The sequence below is a fragment of the Bradyrhizobium sp. 157 genome (genome assembly GCF_023073815.1).
Taxonomy (GTDB): Bacteria; Pseudomonadota; Alphaproteobacteria; order Rhizobiales; family Xanthobacteraceae; genus Bradyrhizobium.
The window spans coordinates 110818-130236 of record NZ_JADPKF010000038.1; the positions used below are offsets into that span (position 1 = coordinate 110818).

General features: G+C 62.4%; 19 protein-coding genes. 10 read left to right on the forward strand and 9 right to left on the reverse strand.

All coding sequences use genetic code 11. The features are described from left to right. Positions 1-87: 87 nt before the first annotated feature. From IVA95_RS09025 to IVA95_RS09045, 5 genes are all read right to left on the reverse strand, one after another. Positions 88-1329, reverse strand: coding sequence for an MFS transporter (locus IVA95_RS09025; protein ID WP_247510191.1), 1242 nt, complete (start codon positions 1327-1329; stop codon positions 88-90). Positions 1330-1499: 170 nt separating this feature from the next. Then, positions 1500-3521 carry a peroxidase family protein gene (locus tag IVA95_RS09030; protein ID WP_247510192.1) on the reverse strand — a complete coding sequence of 674 codons (2022 nt, stop codon included), beginning with the start codon at positions 3519-3521 and terminating at the stop codon, positions 1500-1502. Positions 3522-3716: 195 nt separating this feature from the next. Beyond that, positions 3717-5486: a flotillin domain-containing protein gene (locus tag IVA95_RS09035; RefSeq protein WP_247510193.1), complete on the reverse strand. Its 1770-nt coding sequence runs from the start codon at positions 5484-5486 to the stop codon at positions 3717-3719. 2 nt (positions 5487-5488) lie between these two features. Beyond that, positions 5489-6148, reverse strand: coding sequence for an OB-fold-containig protein (locus IVA95_RS09040; protein ID WP_247510194.1), 660 nt, complete (start codon positions 6146-6148; stop codon positions 5489-5491). Then, positions 6145-7275, reverse strand: coding sequence for a PspA/IM30 family protein (locus IVA95_RS09045; protein ID WP_247510195.1), 1131 nt, complete (start codon positions 7273-7275; stop codon positions 6145-6147). The genes IVA95_RS09040 and IVA95_RS09045 overlap by 4 nt, the downstream gene beginning before the upstream one ends. A gap of 122 nt (positions 7276-7397) precedes the next feature. Here IVA95_RS09045 and IVA95_RS09050 point away from each other — a divergent pair, with 122 nt between their 5' ends. Then, the gene (locus IVA95_RS09050) at positions 7398-8786 is read left to right on the forward strand and encodes an Nramp family divalent metal transporter (RefSeq protein WP_247510196.1); all 1389 of its coding nucleotides are present in this window, start codon (positions 7398-7400) and stop codon (positions 8784-8786) included. 170 nt (positions 8787-8956) lie between these two features. On the opposite strand, the gene IVA95_RS09055 is transcribed toward IVA95_RS09050, so the two are convergent. The 3 genes from IVA95_RS09055 to hemB form a co-directional block, all read right to left on the reverse strand. After that, positions 8957-9733, reverse strand: coding sequence for an arginyltransferase (locus IVA95_RS09055; protein ID WP_247510197.1), 777 nt, complete (start codon positions 9731-9733; stop codon positions 8957-8959). 183 nt (positions 9734-9916) lie between these two features. Further along, positions 9917-10525, reverse strand: a complete 609-nt coding sequence (locus IVA95_RS09060) for an RDD family protein (RefSeq protein WP_247510198.1) — start codon at positions 10523-10525, stop codon at positions 9917-9919. Positions 10526-10746: 221 nt separating this feature from the next. After that, positions 10747-11808: a porphobilinogen synthase gene (gene hemB, locus IVA95_RS09065; protein WP_247510199.1), complete on the reverse strand. Its 1062-nt coding sequence runs from the start codon at positions 11806-11808 to the stop codon at positions 10747-10749. 211 nt (positions 11809-12019) lie between these two features. Between hemB and IVA95_RS09070 the strand changes: the two genes are divergently transcribed. The 8 genes from IVA95_RS09070 (at position 12020) to IVA95_RS09105 (ending at position 17326) form a co-directional block, all read left to right on the forward strand. Further along, positions 12020-12505, forward strand: a complete 486-nt coding sequence (locus IVA95_RS09070; RefSeq protein WP_247510200.1) for a DUF6163 family protein — start codon at positions 12020-12022, stop codon at positions 12503-12505. A gap of 583 nt (positions 12506-13088) precedes the next feature. After that, on the forward strand, positions 13089-13604 hold the full coding sequence (locus IVA95_RS09075; protein WP_028345688.1) for a MarR family winged helix-turn-helix transcriptional regulator: 516 nt from the start codon (positions 13089-13091) through the stop codon (positions 13602-13604). A gap of 349 nt (positions 13605-13953) precedes the next feature. Beyond that, positions 13954-14178 (forward strand): hypothetical protein, encoded by a 225-nt coding sequence (locus tag IVA95_RS09080; protein WP_247510201.1) that lies wholly within the window; start codon positions 13954-13956, stop codon positions 14176-14178. A 34-nt stretch (positions 14179-14212) separates the two neighbouring features. Continuing rightward, on the forward strand, positions 14213-14434 hold the full coding sequence (locus tag IVA95_RS09085; RefSeq protein WP_065729053.1) for a hypothetical protein: 222 nt from the start codon (positions 14213-14215) through the stop codon (positions 14432-14434). 134 nt (positions 14435-14568) lie between these two features. After that, the gene (locus tag IVA95_RS09090; protein WP_247510202.1) at positions 14569-15837 is read left to right on the forward strand and encodes an adenylate/guanylate cyclase domain-containing protein; all 1269 of its coding nucleotides are present in this window, start codon (positions 14569-14571) and stop codon (positions 15835-15837) included. Positions 15838-15868: 31 nt separating this feature from the next. Next, on the forward strand, positions 15869-16225 hold the full coding sequence (locus IVA95_RS09095) for a DUF6152 family protein (RefSeq protein WP_213251965.1): 357 nt from the start codon (positions 15869-15871) through the stop codon (positions 16223-16225). A gap of 7 nt (positions 16226-16232) precedes the next feature. Then, positions 16233-16721 carry a DUF6644 family protein gene (locus IVA95_RS09100; protein WP_247510203.1) on the forward strand — a complete coding sequence of 163 codons (489 nt, stop codon included), beginning with the start codon at positions 16233-16235 and terminating at the stop codon, positions 16719-16721. A gap of 14 nt (positions 16722-16735) precedes the next feature. Beyond that, entirely contained in the window at positions 16736-17326 is a 591-nt protein-coding gene (locus IVA95_RS09105) for a histidine phosphatase family protein (RefSeq protein WP_247510204.1), read from the forward strand. A gap of 27 nt (positions 17327-17353) precedes the next feature. Here the strand turns inward: IVA95_RS09105 and IVA95_RS09110 are convergent, their stop codons facing one another. After that, on the reverse strand, positions 17354-17503 hold the full coding sequence (locus IVA95_RS09110) for a hypothetical protein (protein WP_247510205.1): 150 nt from the start codon (positions 17501-17503) through the stop codon (positions 17354-17356). A gap of 957 nt (positions 17504-18460) precedes the next feature. On the opposite strand from IVA95_RS09110, the gene IVA95_RS09115 reads away from it, so the two are divergent. Further along, positions 18461-19096 (forward strand): glutathione S-transferase, encoded by a 636-nt coding sequence (locus IVA95_RS09115; RefSeq protein ID WP_247510206.1) that lies wholly within the window; start codon positions 18461-18463, stop codon positions 19094-19096. Positions 19097-19419: the final 323 nt, after the last annotated feature.

Consider the following 19419-nt stretch of genomic DNA (forward strand, 5'->3'; position numbering starts at 1 on the left):
CAATCCATTGCTCCGCGGAGAGAATGGATTGTTTCGTCGCTTTCGCTCCTCGCAATGACGCCCTCGGTTCGCACATGAATCAGCCGGCTAACATACCGGCTCCCCCACCATCTCCGGCTGGCGCGCGAGCGAGACGGCGGGCGATAGCAGGATTACCAGCGCCTGCGCCGCGAAGATCGCGGCTGCCAGATAGAGGCAGGCTTCCGCGCCATAGAGCCCGCCGACGATGGCGCCCAACGCCGAGCCGAGCGGGCGAGCGCCATAGCTCATGATGTTGATGGCGGAGACACGCCCGAGCAGCGAGGGCGGCGTCACCGATTGGCGCAGCGTGGTGGTCGAGATCACCCAGAGGATCGGACCGACGCCGAGCAGGAAGAAGCTCAGGCCTGCCAGCCACGGCGTCGGCACGACCGTCGTCAGCGCCATCACGGCGGCGGCGACAAAACCAGTGACGGGTCCGAGCCCGATCACGGTGCCGAAGGCAAGCCGCTGCATCACGCGCGTGGCCACGAGCGCGCCGACCACCATGCCGACGCCGTACATGCCAAGCGTCAGGCCGACGCCGGTGGCCGATAGGCCGAGATGGCGAACGGCGTAGGGCACGAACACGGCCAGCAGCAGGAATGACGCCGTGTTGAAGATGAACTGCGTGATGAACACGGGCCGCAGCAGAGCGTGATGCAACACGAACGCGGCGCCTTCCCTGATCTCCTGCAGGGGATGGCGGCGCGGGGCAGGGGCGCGCACCGGTTCATGGATGCCCGACAGCAGCACGACGGCGATCACGGACAAGGCGGCGGCAAAGCCGAAGGCGGGCGCGGCCCCGACCCATCCGACCAGCACGCCGCCGAGCGCCGGACCGCTCGCAAACGCGACCGTGCGCGCCAGTTCGATCCGCGCGTTCGCCGCAGGCAATTGCGCCGAATTGACCAGCGATGGCACGAGGGCTGGCGCAGCAACGCTGTAGGCGACGGTGCCGCAAACCGCGATGAAGCCGAGCAGCGAGAGCAGCGGCAGCGTTATTGTGCCAAGCCAGATCAGCAGCAGCGTCGCCGCAAGCGCAGCCGCGCGCAGCGCTTCGGAGGCCGCCATCACCCAGCGCCGCGAGATGCGGTCGGCAAGGAGACCTGCGGGGATCGCGAACAGGATGAAAGGCAATGTCAACGCGGTCTGCAATAATCCGGTCTGGCCTTCGCCGACGCCGAGCATGAGCACCGCGACGATGGGCGCTGCGGCCAGCGCGATCTGCTCGGCTGACTGGGCGGCGAGGTTCGACCAGGCCAGACGGTTGAAGGTCGTGGGCAGGTTAGGGGGCGTAGCGGTGGACATGACGAAATTCCCTGATGACTCGATCTGACCGCATTGTCCGGCCCAAGGACGATCGAACCCACCCGTTTCCCGACAAGTCCCTGCAACAAAAACCTCCACACGCGAACGTATGGAGGTGTCAACTTCCGTCGGGGTGCTGGCAGAGCGTGGATGCCCGGCAAGCAGAAGGATCAAACGTCGAACAGGAAATCGTGCTTTGTGAGTTCATGGGGCCGCACGCTGGTCAGTTCGATCCGGTCGTCGCCGACCTGGACCACCGTGTTCCCGTGGTCGCCCCAGATCCTCACATCACAAAAGTTCAGACGGCCGGCATTCTCAAACACCAGCATGTCGATGCCTGGATCGAAGTCGGTGATCTCAGCTTTGGTGGATCCGAAATCAAACACGAAGCGATCCGCGCCGCCGTTCCCCGTCATGGTCTGCTTGCCGGTCCCGGCGAACAGATAGTCGCTCTGCGGACCGCCGATCAGCGTGTCGGTGCCGTCGGAGCCGATGACGATCTGGCGCGCTTCGGGATCTTCGGACTCCACGCCGCCGGCAAGGCCGGTGTGCCGCGCATAGGTGACGAAGACATCGTCCTGGATATGCTCGGTGTCGGTGTTGCGCAGAATGATATCTGCCAGCGTCGTGCCTTTGATTTCGGACAAGGTCTTGGAATCAAACCCCTGATTCTCGAACCAGAACCTGTCGCCATCGCGCAAGGCCTCGAACTGCCTCGCGATGATGGCCTGGAACGTTTCGCCGACGAGCGCGCCAGGCACATGATTTTCCGACAGGCCACCAGTCCACAGGCCGACATTGTTGACATTGCCGTATGCTGCTTTCAGTCCGGCCAGCGTTTCCGGGTCGCTCGTGATCTGGCTGAAATCCGTGTAGGGCTCGAGGCCGAGTGCTTCACGGGTCTGGTTGAGCGTGCCGAGGCCAAGATCGCGCGCGCGCTGGATGTTGATCGCGGCGAGATCGAGAGATACCGGCGGATCGAAAAGAAAATTGCGCAGGTCGTCGACGATGCGCGCGTCGAGTGCTTGTGACGGATCGGCCGCCAGGTGGCGCAATTGTCCGTCGGCACCGCCATCGTCATTGAAGTTTGCCGCCGGCTGGAAGAATACGTCTTTCAGGTCTTCCTCGGAGCCGGCGATGACTTCGCCGTTTTCCGCAAGCCCTTCGGTTTCTCCCGACACGATCGAATGTCCGAAGCGGAACGCCGCGGCGACGAATTCCAGCGTCAGGTGGGGATCGACACTGGGGTCATAGCCGTCGTAGGGCGTCAGCGCATTCTTGCCAACGAGGTTGGGCAGGAACTCCGAGTAGGTGATGTTGGCGATTTCCGCCGTCACGATGGCGCGGGCGTGATTGTAGAGTTGGTCGCCACTCCATTTCGGGTGCGCAAGGTGCAGTCTGTCGACCCAATAATTGTGTTCGCGCACGAACAGCGTGTGCAGGGCGGTAAGCGCCGGATTTTCTGCGGCGCGGACATCGCCGGCGACGACCATGCCGTCAACGATCGGCAGGTTGTTGCCGGCCGACGTCAACATGTGGCCGTCGGCGGTGCGCAGGCTGGCGGCGGTCGCGGCGTTGGATCCATAGACCATCGAGGCGTCCAGCCAGGCGGTATTGGAGTTGAGTGCCATGGCGGGATTGGACGTGCCGGCGCCGGTCGTGGGATCGACGACGGCGCGGGTGATCGGGATGATGGTGCCGGCGGGAAGCACGGGATCGCCCGCGGGGACCGCGACGCTGATATCGTTGACGCCATCGGTTCGGGTCAGCGTCATGTCATGATCGATGAATTGACCCCAGGCGTACATGAACGCGGAGACGCCTTCCGGGTTTGCCACGTCCGGGTCGCCGGCGCCCACGACAAGATTGCTGATGGTGCGCGGATTGTTGCCGCCGAGCGGGACGGAAATGCCGTCGGCAAAATGCGCCTCGCCGATACGCGCGAATTCGGTACCGGCGGCGTTGAGGCTGGAATCGGATTGGTTGTTCTGCGAACCGTCGAAACTGCGGTATTCGACTTTTGCCGGCTTGGCATCCGGATAGCACGGCGGGCCATGGGGGCCGTGAGGCCCATGTGGGCCGTGAGACTCATGCGGGCCATGAGGGCCATGCGGTCGGTGCGGCAAATGGCCGGGAAAATCGCCGAAGCGAAAGTCGTGGTCTCCGTCCCAACTTCGCTTGAACTGACGCATTTCTGCCGTCTCCTCAGTTGCAATTGCGAATTATTTGCAATTGATCACTAATGAGAGGCATTTGCAACAAGGGAATTGTCCACCCAGCAGGTCGCCATCTGTTCCCCGGCAAGGATCGGCGCAGGAAAAAGGCCCGCCGCGTTACCGCAGCGGGCCCCGTTTGAATTGAGTTGAATGGCCGTTTCGGCCGCTTGGTTACGTTTTCGGCCCGAGCGTCGCCTTGCCCGGCCCGGAGATAGTCGCGGGCGGTGTGGCGACCGCATCGTCATCTGTATCAATCACGGCCGGCAATTCGGCCGGACTGGCGAGCTGCTGCGCGGCCAGCGCGTTGGTCAAAGTGGTCAGCGCGTCCGGACCGGCGGCGAAGCCGCCCTCGGCGAGGATCTTATCGATGATCGGCTTGAACGCGGAGACCGACAGCAACTGCGCAGCAAGGCCATCGCCAAGGCCAAGACCGTTGCTATGGCCGTTCATCGCGCCATTGCCGCCGCCGCGGCCGAGCATGCCGCCGGTGTCGAAGATCCGGATGTCGGAGATCTTCTCGATCGGCTTGACCGCTTCGGCCAGCGCGCTCGGGATGACATTGATGCGCGCCATCATCAGGTCGTAGTCGATCAACGCCTGCGAGAGCTTGTTGCGCGCTTCCGCCTTCAACGCCGCCACCTCGGCCTCGGCCTGGCCGAGCGATTTGACGCCGGCCGCGCGGGTGGTCGCCGCCTCGGCGTCGGCCCTGGCCAGCATGGTGATGGCTTCCGCCTTGTTGTTCGCGGCCTGGTTCTCGGCTTCCGCCATCACGGTGATCGGCATCGCCTCGGTCTCGGCGGCCTTGCGCGCTGCGATCACGTTGATGATCTTGTCGCGTTCGGCGATTTCGACGGCTTTGGCGGTGGTGACCTTTTCCTCGGCCGCAATTGCGAGCGCACGCGCGGTCTCGGCGATGGTCTGCGCCTCAGACTGTTCCTTGCTCTTGGCGGCGATCGCGATCGCGCTTTCCTGCGCCACGATCTGCAGGTCGCGCTCCATTTCAGTGTTGCGGCGCTTCACCGCCAGATCGGCCTCGATCTTTCTGGTGTCGCGGAGCTGGTTGGCTTCGGTCTGCTTGTTGGCGACCGCCAGCTCCTGCTGGATGCGGTACTCGGCCTCGTTCTGCAGCGCGGTCTGCTCGACCTGCGCGGTCTGCGCGCGCATCGCAGCGGTCTTGTTGGCGATGTCGCGCTGCTGCGCCAGTTCTGCCTCGCGCTTGGTGGCCTCGATCGTCAGCGTGGTCTGGCGGGCGACGAGGTCCTGTTGCGCGATGTTGACCTCGGTGGTGCGGACGATCTGGTTGCGCTCCTGTTCGCGCTCGCGGGTGATCTTGGTCAGCGTCGTCAAACCGTGGGCGTCGAAGAAGTTGCTCGGATTGAAATGCTTGATATCGCTCTGGTCGAGACGGGTCAGCGACACTGATTCGAGCTCAAGGCCGTTGTTCTGGATGTCGGCGCCGACGGCGTCCTGCACCGATTTCACGAACGTCGCGCGCTGCTCCTGCAGCTCTTCCAGGTTCATGGTGGCGGCGACCGAACGCAGGCCGTCCACGAATTTGGCCTCGATCAGTTCGCGCAGCTCGCCTGCATTTTGGGTGCGGCTGCCGAGCGTCTGCGCGGCAAGCGCGATCGAGGAAGTATCGGGTTTGACGCGCAGATAGAACTCGGCGCCGATATCGACGCGCATGCGGTCCTTGGTGATCAGCGAGTCCGGGCCGCCACGGGCAACCTCCAGCCGCAGCGTCTTCAGATTGACTGCGGCGACCGAGTGGAACACCGGAAGGACGATCGAACCGCCATCGAGCACGACCTTCTGGCCGCCGAGTCCGGTGCGGACGTAGGCTTCATCGCGGGTCGAGCGGCGGTACAGTTTGGCAAGCAGTAAACCGATAACAAGAACGGCGATTACGCCAATCGTGACGGGTATTGCAAGTTCCCACATATTCAAGCCCTGTCTGAACGTTGTTGCGCAATGAGGTCGGCTGGTGCGGAAATGGCGATAAAGCTCTTGGCATCACGGTCGACCAGCAACACGCTGGCGCCGACCGGGAGGGGTACGGATTCGGGACTGGCGCGCGCCACCAGAGAGTGCCAGTTGCCGAAGACATCCTTGAGACGGACGCGGCCGGGCAGTCCCTGGTCGAGCGGCCCGATCGAAACCTCGGCGACATGGCCGATGAAATCGGCCTCGTCCACCGCATAGGTTTCGTCGCGCGGGATGATCTTGGCGATGCCGCGGCTGGTGACGCGGATGGCCGGAATGCTGCAGGCCGCCGCGGCGAGCGCCGCGATCGAGACGGGGACCGAGATCCCCACGCCGTGCGCCAACGCTTGCAGGAAGAATCCCGCGATCGAGAACATGCCGAGCGCGAGAATGATCAGGATCAAAAGCGGTAGACGCCCCGCATTGATCCAGAGGAACAGGCCGCCGAGGCCATTGGCGTGATCGGCCTCGACCGTGACTTCCTTGCCGAGCAGTTCGCTGATCGAGAAGCCGACCAGCGTCGCCAGCAGTTCGATGCCGCCGAGCGCCAGCATGATTGCGGCGGCAATTGCGAAGGGACGTACGTCGGGCGCCAGCAGGAGGTCGGACACGGCACTCATTGCTGCGATTTGATCCTTTCAAGCCGCGCCGCGATTTCCTTTTCGCGATGCAACCGGTCGAGTTCATCGAGCTCCTTGTCGCCGGGCACGCTTGCAGCGGGCACGCCGGTGACGCGTGCGATCGCTGCCATCGCCCGATCGGGACTCACTGTTTGTGTCGCGCCAGCGGCGCGTCCGGTTTCGTGCGGCGCGTGCTTCTCGAGGCTCGCCTCGAGATCGGCGAGGCGGGTCTCGGCTTCACGCCGCGCGCCAAGCATCGCCTGTAAGGCCTTGGTCTGCTCGTCGATTTCGAGCTCGATGAAATCCATCGCGCGCTCCAGCGCGGTACCCTGCGATTCCAGATCAATTTGCCGTGCAACCCCGGCGCGCGCGAGATCTTCGCGGTTTTCTGCAACCGCAAGACGAATCTTGTCCGTCAGCGCGGCAATCTCGGCGTCGAGCTCCTGGCGCCGGCGCTTGAGGCGAAACTCCTCGGCGCGCGACTTGCCAAGCGCGTGGCGCGCTTCGTCAGCGCCGGCATCGATTTCGCGGATCGCCTGCTTGACCAGCGCGACCTTGTTGCTGTTCTCGGCATTGTCGATCGTCTCGCTGGCAATGGCGGCAAGAAGTCTACCCATACGTGCAAGAATACCCTCGTGAACCATGGTCTTCTCCTCCGGCTGTGGTGATTTCGATTTCACGGCGATGTGGATTTCGTAAGCGCGGCCGTCCGAAACCAAATGAGCCGGGAAAGGACTATCCCAGCCGGCAAGGTAGCCGGGGATTTCAAACGGCACCAAGACACGTCCGTAGACAGTGCTAATGGTCAGTGAAGTTGGTCCCTTGATCGCAAACAACTTGTCGTCGAGCGGGATTTTGCGCGTAGGCGACCCTGCGACATAACTGGCGCGGTCGCGCAGGCCGAGCGTCACCAGGCGAGCGGGCAGTCCAGTCTCGGTTCGGATCCGCTCATAGGCCTGGGCGTGGAGGGCGACGAGGTTGGCGCCGACCGGGGCAACCTCGGCGAGAATCGCCATCATCCGGTCATAGGCGGCAAAGGTTGCTTCGATGGCGGCTATGCCGGCTTGGTCGGGGGCGAGGGCGTATCGCAGCGTCGCCGTCGGGGTTTCGATCGGAAGCTTTATCATGCAGGCAGCATAAAGTACTTCTTCAGTACTTTGCAAGGTGGTGGGCGGCTATCGTTTTCGTGATCGGCAGATGCAGTTGCAAATGAGTTGCAATAAGAGCGAAGTTCAGCCATCTTGCTAAAATGGATGCGCGAACGCCGGATTTGGCCCCCGAAGCCAAGGGTCTGCTGATGGCCGATACGACCGCCGCCGGTTGGCGCGCTGATGCCGCCGCCGGCGCCCGGCGGAGCTTGCCCGAGGTCAATTCCACGATCTCGGTGCCCTTTGGCGGGCATTGGTCGCGCCGGCTGCTGGCCTTCCTTGGCCCTGGCTATCTGGTTTCGGTCGGTTACATGGACCCCGGCAACTGGGCCACCGACCTCGCGGGTGGCTCGAAGTTCGGCTACACGCTGCTCGCGGTCATTCTGCTGTCGAACCTGATGGCGATCCTGTTGCAGGCGCTCGCCGCGCGGCTTGGCATCGTCACCGACCGTGATCTGGCGCAGGCCTGCCGCGCCAGCTTCTCGCGGCCCGTGAACTTCCTGCTCTGGGTGGTCTGCGAAGCGGCAATCATCGCCTGCGATCTTGCCGAAGTGATCGGCACCGCGATCGCGCTCAACCTGTTGTTCGGCATTCCCCTGATCTGGGGCGCGCTGATAACTGCGCTCGATGCCTTCCTGCTGCTCCTCCTGATGAACAAGGGTTTTCGCTTCCTCGAAGCCTTCGTCATCTCGCTGCTGATTGTGATCGCGATCTGCTTTTCGATTCAGATCGTGGCTGCGGCGCCGCCGGTAGCTGCCGTCCTGAAGGGGTTTGTGCCGTCGCCCGAGATCGTCACCAATCCGGAGATGCTCTACATCGCCATCGGCATCATCGGTGCGACCGTGATGCCGCATAATCTTTACCTGCACTCCTCGATCGTGCAGACCCGCGCCTATGAGCGCAACGACAAGGGCCGCCGCGAGGCGATCAAATGGGCCACGACGGATTCGACCATCGCCTTGATGCTGGCGCTGTTCATCAACGCCGCGATCCTGATCGTCGCCGCCTCCACCTTCCATGCGACCGGCCGCACGGAAGTCGCCGAAATCGGCCAGGCATATGAACTGCTATCGCCGCTGCTCGGCCTCGGCATTGCCTCGACCCTGTTCGCAGTGGCGCTGCTTGCCTCTGGTCTGAACTCGACCGTCACCGCGACGCTGGCCGGCCAGATCGTGATGGAAGGCTTTCTGCACCTGCGGCTGCCGAGTTGGGCGCGGCGGCTACTCACCCGCGGCGTCGCCATCGTTCCGGTCGTGATCGTCACCGCGCTCTATGGCGAGCGCGGCACCGGTCAGCTCCTGGTGTTCAGCCAGGTGGTGCTGTCGATGCAATTGCCGTTCGCGGTGATCCCGCTGGTGAAGTTCGTTTCCGACCGCCGCAAGATGGGCCAGTTCGTCATTCCGCGCGCAGTGGCTGCCGTGGCGTGGATCGTCGCCGGAATCATCGTCGCGCTGAACGTGAAGCTGCTGTTCGACGCGTTCTTCGGGTGATCTAGCCGCGCGCTGGATATTGCCCCTCATGGTGAGGAGCGCGCATCTTGCGCGCGTCTCGAACCATGTGGCCCCGCCCGTGCCACTCATCCTTCGAGACGCCGCGGAGCCTGTCATCGGGCGCGCATTCGCGCGACCGTTGGCGGCTCCTCAGGATGAGGTCTTGTGATTCAATCCTGCGGCTCGGACAGCATTTCGCCCGATGCATCTACCCGCAGCCAGCCTGACGGCGCCAGCCGCTGCTGCGGCAGGAAGCGGCCCTTGTAGTCCATCTTCTTGGAGCCCTCGATCCAGTAGCCGAGATAGACGTAAGGCAGGCCGAGCCGGCGGGCGCGGGTGATGTGGTCGAGGATCATGAAAGTGCCGAGCGAGCGGCTGTGCTGCGACGGCTCGAAGAACGAGTACACCATCGACAGCCCGTCGCTGAGCACGTCCGTCAGCGCCACCGCGACCAGCTCCTCGCCGCGCCCGGTGATGCCGGTATCGACGCCGCGCTTGCGGTATTCGATGATGCGGGTCTCGACATGGCTGTCTTCCACCATCATCGCGTAGTCGAGCACGGTCATGTCGGCCATGCCGCCATGGCGGTGGCGCTTGTCGAGGTAGGCGCGGAACACCGAGTATTGCTCCGACGTCGGCACCGCGCTGCGCTGCTCGCCGACGATGTCGGCGTTGCGCGCCAAAACTTTCTTGAAGTTGCGCGAGGGGCGGAATTCGTTGGCGATAACGCGCACGGAGACGCAGGCCCGGCACTGGTCGCAGGCCGGACGGTAGGCGATCGATTGGCTGCGGCGGAAACCGCCATGGGTCAGCAGGTCGTTGAGGTCGCCGGCCTTGTCGCCAACCAGATGCGTGAACACCTTGCGCTCGTGCCGGCCCGGCAGATAGGGGCAGGGCGAGGGCGCCGTCAGGTAGAATTGCGGGGTATCACGCGAGTGTTGGGTCACGTCGGGTCGTCACGCCTCCGAAACAAATCAACCATAGCGCTTTCGAACGAAGTAGACACCAGTTCCCGTTAAGAAAACGCGTCAGAACGAAAAAAGCGCCGGCCGGCCCCGATTTCATCGTGGGGCCCGACCGGCTCTAACATCGCGCCCGGAAGGCGGGCGGTCAAATAGTTTGCTACTCGCTCAATAGCTGCTGCGTGCCGAGGGAACTACCTGGGTACGAACCGAGCTGTTGATGACCACGGTTCCCAGGATCATGTCGTGCAGCAACCGGCGGCGGCTGTTGAACAGGCCGACCAGTAGCACCAGCGGCGTCAGGAACGAGACCGAGAGCCAGTACAGCACGGCATGGCAGGCACCGAGCACGAAATAGCCCGGCGCGCCGTACCAGGTGCGCAGCTCCAGATCCATCGCGCGCATGCCCAGCGTCGCCGAATGCGGGCCGCCGATCGAGGTACCGTAATAGACGATCGCCCACACGATGGTGGCGGGCCACGCCAGCCAGAACAGCATCCAGCCCAATGTCAGCGTAACGATGCCGAACAGGAAGATGAAGATGTAGCCGAGGATGACGGGCACCGACAGCACCACGAGGTCGATCAGGAACGCAAATACCCGTCGCGTCAGCACGCCGCGAAACAGTTCCGGCTGCGAATAGGGATCGAACGCATGCGGCGGCACCCCGCCATCGTTCCGCCAGGCGCCGCCAGCATTTGAAGGGCCGCCAGCGTTTGAATAGCCGCCGGCATTTGAAGGGCCGCCGCCGGTGTTGCCAGAACCGCTATAAGACATGGTCCGTCCTCCAGGCCGATATTCCAGACCGTGACATGGGAACCGGCGGGGCCTGCGCCAAGGGGGCTGCGACCATTAACAGCGCGCAATATTCGGCGGGAGGGACGTCCGCTCTTACCCCGTCATTGCGAGGAGCAAAGCGACGAAGCAATCCATCTATGCGGTCTGCGGCGCTATGGATTGCTTCGCTTCGCTCGCAATGACGTGAGAGAGCGCGGGAATCAGCCTTCGGCCTTCAATTTCTCCGCCGCCTTTGGCGCAAAGTACGTCAAAATGCCATCCGCACCGGCGCGCTTGAAGCCGAGCAGGCTTTCCATCATTGCGCGGTCGCCGTCGATCCAGCCATTGGCCGCGGCTCCCGCGATCATCGCGTATTCGCCGGACACCTGGTAGACGAAGGTCGGCATCGCAAACGTGTCCTTCACCCGCCGGACAATATCGAGATAGGGCATGCCGGGCTTCACCATCACCATGTCGGCGCCTTCGGCGATGTCGAGCTCGACCTCGCGCAGCGCTTCGTCGGAATTGGCGCTGTCCATCTGGTAGGTGCGCTTGTCGCCGGTCAGCGTTTTGGCGGAGCCGATGGCGTCGCGGAACGGGCCGTAGAAGGCGGAGGCGTATTTCGCCGCGTAGGACATGATCTGCACGTCGAGAAAACCTGCCTCGTCCAGCGCCTCCCGGATCGCGCCGACGCGGCCGTCCATCATGTCCGATGGCGCAATCACGTCGCAGCCGGCTTCCGCCTGCACGAGCGCCTGTTTCACCAGCACCGCCACCGTCTCGTCATTGAGGATTTTGCCGTCCTCGATCAGCCCGTCATGGCCGTGGCTGGTGAAGGGATCGAGCGCGACGTCGCACAGCACGCCGATCTCGGGGAATTCCTTCTTGATCGCGCGCACCGACTGGCAGACCAGATTGTTCGGGTTCAGCGCCTCGGAGCCGTGCTCGTCGCGGAGCGACGGCTCGGTATAGGGAAACAGCGCGATGCAGGGGATGCTCAGTTTTGCCGCGCGCTCGGCGTCGCGCACCGCCTGATCGACGGTGAGGCGGTCGACGCCGGGCATCGAAGCCACCGGCGTGCGCGTGTTGTGGCCGTCGACCACGAACATCGGCCAGATCAGATCGTCCGTGGTCAACACGTTTTCGCGCACCAGCCGCCGCGCCCATTCCGCCTTGCGGTTGCGGCGGGGGCGGATGGTCAGATCGAGCGGGGTGGAGGCGAGGGCGGTCTGCCGCCGCGGCGCGTCGCGCATTTCGATCGGACGCCCGAACTTGATCGCCATGTGAACGGTACTCCTTGAGGCGGAGGGAAGGTTTTGATTTGTTCCAATTCTAGCACCTTGCCGCTGCCGCGTCACCGAGCCTTGATCTATCTCATCAGCAATTGATTTTGCCGTCCCGCCGGGCCAAGACATCAGGCCATGAGCAGATTCCAGCACGCGTTGCGCCCCGGTTGCGAAGCCAGCCCCCAGATCAGCTTCCGGGTCGGCTTCCATGTCTGACGTTTCGCCGCGCGATCAGGGCCGGGACAAGGCGAGGGACAATGCCAGGGACGGTGCGATGTCCATGGCGGCGATGTCGTCGGAGCGGATCGAGCCCGACGACAATGTGTGGACGCGTCGGCTGGTGCTGTTCCTGCGCATCATGGCGGTCGTGTCGATCATGAAGGGCCTGTACCACTGGGCGCAGGTCACGGGTTTCATCGGCGGCGAGGAAGAGGCGTTCGAAAACCAGTCGATGGCCTGGCAGACCGCGACCGTTTATTTCGCCGTCATCGAACTCGTCGGCGCCGTCGGCTTGTGGCTCGCGACGCCTTGGGGCGCGGTGGTGTGGCTCACCACGGTGGTGTCGATGGCGGTGATCGAGCTGATGTTTCCAGGCATCTACGGCGGCAGCCTGACGGTCGTGGGGTTTGAGGCGGTGATGCTGGCCGCCTATCTCGCGCTCGCCTGGATGGCCGCGCGTGAGCGCCCGCCGTAGGACGTCTGTCCCAACCTCGCCCGCTCTTCGCGGGGAGAGGTCGGATTGCCTCGGCGATGCGAAGCATCGTCCGGTGCAATCCGGGTGAGGGGCTGCATCCACGAGTTCAGTTCGTGGATGCAGCCCCTCACCCCACCCCTCTCCCCGCAAGGGCGGGGCGAGGGAGCAGCGCAGCAGCATCCTTCAACTCTGTCAGTTTTCCGCCATAGTCCATCCGCGTGCAGAATCCGCGACGCGATCCCGTACAATTTTCAAAAAGTTTCTTCCTAACGATTTGGTCACCGTTAAAGGCCGTAAAGGGTTCCACCACACATCTTACGCGAGCGTTTCGATTTCAGACGCACCTGTTTCCGAATGCGACAGGGCTTGCAGACGAAGCGTGAACAGGGCGCTCGCAGCGTCAATGAAATGTTGCAAAAAGCCTTGATCCATGGGGCTTAATCCACAATTCACTCTGTTAAATTCATGATCTCTTTATTGTCTTATTTAAGCGGATCTTCAAACCGCCCCCTTAAGTTGAAGCTATCAGGCGGGACAGAAGTTTCGTCGAAATAAGTCGAAAAACGACGACAGGGGAAGTGTCATGATCAAAGCCGTTGCAACGGCGGTGGAAACCGCTGAACGCTCTGCCGGTCAAACTCCGGTGCAGCCGCTCTATCTGGAAGCGTTGACTTTGGTGGAGCGGCTGCACCGTCGGCTGCTCGACGTCATCAAGGACGAATTCGATCGCCGCGGCCGCGCCGACATCAATTCGGTGCAGGCTCTGCTGCTCTATAACATCGGCGACAAGGAACTGACCGCGGGCGAGCTGCGCACGCGCGGTTACTATCTCGGCTCCAACGTCTCCTATAACCTGAAGAAGCTCGTCGAGCTCGGCTTCCTCGATCATCAGCGCTCGCGCGTCGATCGTCGCTCGGTCCGCATTCGCCTCACCGCGCAGGGCCAGGAGATCCGCAAGATCGTCGATGCGCTTTACCAGAAGCACGTCAAGACCGTGGAGCAGGTCGGTGGCATCTCGAACGAGGAGTTCGCGACGCTGAACAAGTCGCTGCACCGGCTCGAGCGGTTCTGGACCGACCAGATCCTGTATCGGCTCTGAGAATTCGCAAGCGTTTTCGCGCGAAGCATGTCTTCGGACTTCGGTCCGGAGGTGGAGACGTTCTCGCCAGGAAACGCGTCAGAACACATGAATTTCGTCTGCCTTGCGGCCAAGCCGGCCACCTAGAAGACCGGCAGCCAACAAGCGGTCAAATGAACTGGCAAGGCAGTAAGCCCTGCTCAAAGCGCATCGGCGCCGGTCTTCCGGTTCCGGTGCGTTTTGTTTTTTGAAGGGAAATCCTCCGATTTTCCGGCAACCGACGCCATTTCCGACAGAAATGGCGATTTCTGGCGTTGGAACCATCTTCGCACCTGCGAATTATCGCCCCGGCCACGAAACAGGTGAGGGCATGCTGGTCGAACGCGGAATTCAGGTCCTGAATTTTGAGGTGGTGGGCGATGCCTACGCGATTGCCTCAAACTACCTTCGCAAGAGCGGCGCGATTGCCGATAGCCTCGTCACCGACGAGCGGCTGCTCGCAATTATCATGAAGCTGTTCCAGCGTGGCGAATTCAATAGGCTGAGGCTGGCCAACAAGGCGATCGCCAGATTCGAAGCAGGCGTATTGGCCTGACGATCACCCGCATCACGCAACTCAGGAGAAATCCATGGAAGCCGCGATCGAACGGATCATGCAGACCTATGACCTGCTTCTGAACTGCAGCGCCGCTGCCAGCGACGAGGCGCGCGCCAAGGTAACGGCCTATCTCACCACGCTGGTCGAGGCGGGCGAGAAGGATCCGCACCGGCTAACGGTGTGCGGGCTCACCTATCTGCGCCAGCTCGACGGCAGCAACGATCCGGTGAAGGCGGGGTATACGGGATTGTAAGGTGCTGGCGCCGTCTTCAGGGCACACCTGACCGGCGCCAAAGGTGCTGGAGCAGGGTCCGACCGAGAAGGACCTTGCCTGCCATGTACGCTCCGCCCTAGATTTCCGGATCTTATGTGGCGCGAGGGCTTGTCATGGACGTAGCTATTCCAGCCAATGAGCCTGAACGGCTTGAAGCGCTGACAAGCTACGCCGTCCTCGACACGCTTCCGGAAATTGGCTTCGACGAAATCACCGAACTGGCGGCGCAGATTTGCGACTGCCCGGCTGCTCTGGTCAGCTTCATCGACCCATCGCGCCAATGGATCAAAGCGAAATATGGTCTTCCGGCAGACCTTTCCGAATGCCCGAGGGAAATTTCGGTTTGCAATGTCACAATCTGCAACAACGATCTTCTCTACGTTCCCGACCTCCTAAGCGATGAACGATTTAACACCAGCCCACTGGTGACGACCGGTTTGAAACTCCGCTTTTATTGCGGTGTCCCGCTCATCACCCAGGATGGCTATGCCTTGGGCACGTTGTGCGTGGTTGACTTCAAGTCGCGCGAACTCAGTTTCGAGCAGCGGGAAGCCTTACGGCGGCTATCACGGCAAACGATGGTGCACCTGGAATTGCGTCGGCAATTGATTGAGCGCAACGAGATGCTGCGCCAGTTGGAGCTGGCGCGCGATCGAGCAGTGACCGAGAAAGGTGAATCGGAGCGGCTGCTCCTGAACATCCTGCCGCCATCTATCGCGGCTGAGCTCAAGGCGAACCAGCGCGTCAAGCCGCGCTTCTTCGATTCCGCTAGTGTCATCTTCATCGATTTCACCGGGTTCACCCGCATCGTCGAAACGATGGAGCCGGCGAGCGTCATCGACCAACTCGACCAGCACTTCACCAGGTTCGACGACATCATCGCAAAATATCGCCTTGAAAAACTCAAGACGATCGGCGACGCCTATCTCGCAGTCGGCGGCGTGCCGGAGCCCAGCCGCTCGCACGCGATGGACGCTGCGCTGTGCGCGCTGCAGATCATGGATCACCTGGCCAAGCTGAACCGGCAGCGGGAAAAGCTGCATCTTCCTGCTTGGATGGCAAGAATCGGGATCAACACCGGACCGGTGATCGCCGGCGTGGTGGGCAAGCACAAATTCACCTATGATATCTGGGGAAACACCGTGAATGTGGCGGAGCGTGTCGAGGCCGCCGGAGTTCCAGGCCGCATCACGATTTCCGAGGCTACCTTCCAGCACATCAAGGGGCGCTTCGAGACGGAGCCCCGCGGCGCCGTGGAGGTGAAACACAAAGGCCTGGTGAACATGTACTTCCTCAATCGCGTTAAGCCGGAATTCTCGTATGATCCAGCCGGCACAATGCCCAATGAGGCATTCTGGAAAAAGGAATGGGAAACTCATTAGGGCACGGGCCGCAGCTCCAAGGAGGCTCGCCATGACCTCACTCACGCGTCGTTTGTTTCTGTCGCTGGCAGCCAGCCTTGTGCCGGCTTCCGCCATCGCTCATCACGGCTGGGGCGGCTACGACACGTCAAAATCGTTCACCGTCACCGGCAAGATCCTGAAATCGACCTTCGAGAATCCGCATTGCGAGATCGAGATGGTGGTCGACGGCAAGCACTGGCACTTCATCCTGGCGCCGCCGTCGCGTATGCTGGCGCGTGGCGCGACGCGTGAGCTGATCGCAGCCGGTAAGACCTGCACCGTGTTCGGCTATCCGCACACCAGCAAGCCGGACGAGGCGCGGATCGAATATATCGTGCTCGACGGCAAGCGCATCGAATTGCGGTAAGCCGCAAGTGGAACACCAGCCGGCCGCATCGATATTCCTGGGCTTACAGGAAAGCGCGCTGGGCCATGCGATGCGCTCTTCGCCTGCGCTCTATCCCGCGGTCGAGATTCTGCACATTATCGGCTTCGTCATCCTGGTCGGATCGATCCTGGCGCTCGATTTGAGGCTGCTGGGGCTCGGGCGCACGATTGCCATTCAACCGATGGCGCAGTTGCTGTTGCCGGTGTCGCGTGCAGGCTTTGTGCTCGCGATCAGCATGGGCTTTCTGCTGTTCAGCGCCGATGCTTCGCATGTCGTGAAAAATCCCGCGTTCCAGGCCAAGCTGCTTTTGATCGGTGCGGCGCTGATCAACGTCGTGATCGCGCATGCCGTCCCGTGGCGCCATGTTGGGCGCTGGGGCGACAAGGCGTCCGGCGCAGCCAAGGTGACTGCACTGCTATCGATCCTGCTGTGGCTCGGCGTCATCTGCGCGGGGCGCCTGATTGCGTATTTCTAGCAAGGTCGCTTGCCATGTCCTGCATTCGGTTTTCCTGCATTCGGTTTGCCATCGTCGCGCTCCTCCTCGGTTTGTTCGGTTCGGCGGAGATCGCCACCGCCGATGAAGCCGCCAATGCCTGGAAGGCGCTGCGCGCCGGCGGGCATGTCGCGCTGATGCGGCATGCCGATGCGCCGGGGGGCTTTGGCGATCCGCCCGGCTTCCGCGTTGAAGATTGTGCCACCCAGCGCAACCTGAGCGCCAAGGGGAGGACGGACGCCGAGAAGATCGGTGCGCGGCTCAAGCGGGAAGGGATTGCGTTTGAAACGATCCTGAGTTCGCCGTGGTGCCGATGCGTCGACACCGCCAAATTGCTGGACCTCGGGACGGTCGAGACCGACGCGACGTTCGGCAATGTCGTGGTGCTGCGCGATCAACGAGAGGCGCTAACGGCCGGCGCCCGCGCGCGCATCGCCAAATGGACGTCGCGCGGAAACCTCCTCATTGTGACCCACGGCGCGAATATTCTGGCGCTCACCGGCGTCTCGCCGGCCAGCGGCGAGATCGTCGTCGTCAAGGGCGGAAGCGATCGCACTGAGCCTGCCGGCCGCCTGCTTCTCGATTGAGCCGGTTCGAATTACCGCGCGTCCGCTCTAGCGTCCTTCGCGATAGCGGTTCCAGTTGGCGATCACGCCTTCGTATCGCACCGGTTTCGTTGCCGTTGCAGTGCGCGCGGTTTCGGCCTCTGTTTCATTGGCGAAATTCGGAAAGATCACGAAAAATCCCAGAAGACCGACGACCATCGTACGGTAGATCAGGAAGGCCGTTGTCAGCTAGCGTCGCGAATTAGCCTGACGCTCTTTCGGTGGGAGTGAGCTTTCCATGCTTGGAAATCCATCTGTCAGCCCCGGATGGGTTATAGGCTCGGTCAAAACGGCGGCATGTGATCTGGTTCACGCCGCGGCAGGCAAAGGTCTCGCGCGGCCCGACAGGCAAATCAGCTAGATGTTGTGTCCAGCCACTCTTGCAAAAATTCTCCGCTTTCACTGGGAAGCAAATCAGTCACATATACCGTGCGTCTCACCCAATTGAGGGGCAGATCGCGATCGTCACGAACGTGCGGTGAGATGTGGTGGACGCGGAATGCGCAAGACGTAGGCGCAGGATGCGTACGGCGAAGTCGTGTGGTTCTGGCGCCGCGGTGCTGGCGTTAAGTTACGTGGAAGTTTTCCGCGTGGCGACGGTGGCAAGAAAGCCGTTCACCGGGAAGAGCACGAAGTAAGCCGTAAAGCCATTGCGCAGGGAAGGCCGGGATGCTCCCGCTGTACCTGTATGCTCGTGTGCACTTTTGTTTGCGCAAATCGCACACGAGACCGCGGGTGCAGCAAGCACCCGGTCTTCCCTGCGCCCTCTGAATAAGAGGGCGGGAAGTTGAGCAAACCTCGGACGCCATGCGTCGCGAGATCGCGAACGCATACTCAGTTGTCATCATCCGCGAAGGCGGACGATCCAGTATCCCAGAGACAGCAGTGATTGAGCCGATAAGCCGCAGCGTACTGGATCCCCGGCCCTTCGCGGGGATGACGATCTTGTGCTGCGTCGCTATTTCCACGTCATTGCGAGCGCAGCGAAGCAATCCATCTATCCCCACGCGGCGCTATGGATTGCTTCCGCCTTCGCTAAAGCTGCGGAAGTCGCTTCGATCGCAATGACACGTTCAAACAAGCCGCGCGCCACGCAATAGCAACCAAAGGAAGCCCATGCTCACCGTCCATCATCTCAACGACTCCCGCTCGCAGCGAATTTTGTGGCTGCTGGAGGAGGTCGGCACGCCCTATGAGCTGAAGCGTTATCAGCGCAACGCCGAGACGCGGTTGGCGCCGCCGGAGTTGAAACAGGTTCATCCGCTCGGCAAATCGCCGGTCATCACGGACGGTGACATGACCATCGCCGAATCCGGCGCCATCGTCGATTACATCATCCGCCGCTACGGCCAAGGAAAAGACAAGCCCGCGATGATGCCGGCGCCGGGCAGTGCACACTACGAAGCCTACAACGAGTGGCTGCACTATTCCGAAGGCTCCGCGATGTTACCGCTGATGCTCAACCTCTATGTCGGCCGGCTGAAAGAGGCGGGCGCGCCGCTGCATCCGCGCATCGACAGCGAACTGGCGAACCACCTTGGCTATATCGACCGCGCGCTGAACGGGCGGGAGTTCTTCGTCGGGGCGTCGCTGACCGGTGCCGACATCCAGATGAGCTTTGTCGGCGAAATGGCAAAAGTGTTCGACAGGCTCGGGCCATATCGGAACCTGGCGGCCTGGCTGGAACGCATGCATGCCCGTCCGGCGTTCCAGCGCTCGGTCGCGAAGGGTGGGCCATACCGGTTTGCGTGAGGGGGCGTCCGTCATTCCGGGGCGCGAAGTGAACTATGGGGCGCCCCTTGCGCCCCTGAGAATCTCGAGATTCCGGGTTCGATGCTTCGCATCGCCCCGGAATGACGACGGATTGGGGTCCCGGCTCTGCGGTGCACCGCCAAGGGGCGCTGCACCGCGCCCGGGACAACGGGGCGCCCCCTTCATCCCCACCATATCTTGCATAAATATCAGCCCTGTACCGCAAGTGCTTGGCCAATTCCGGCCGATGTGGTATCTCGCAGGCGCTTCTTTCGACCGCCACACCAGACCCGCCCGCTTCACCCCTAAGGGCCTGCGGCGGT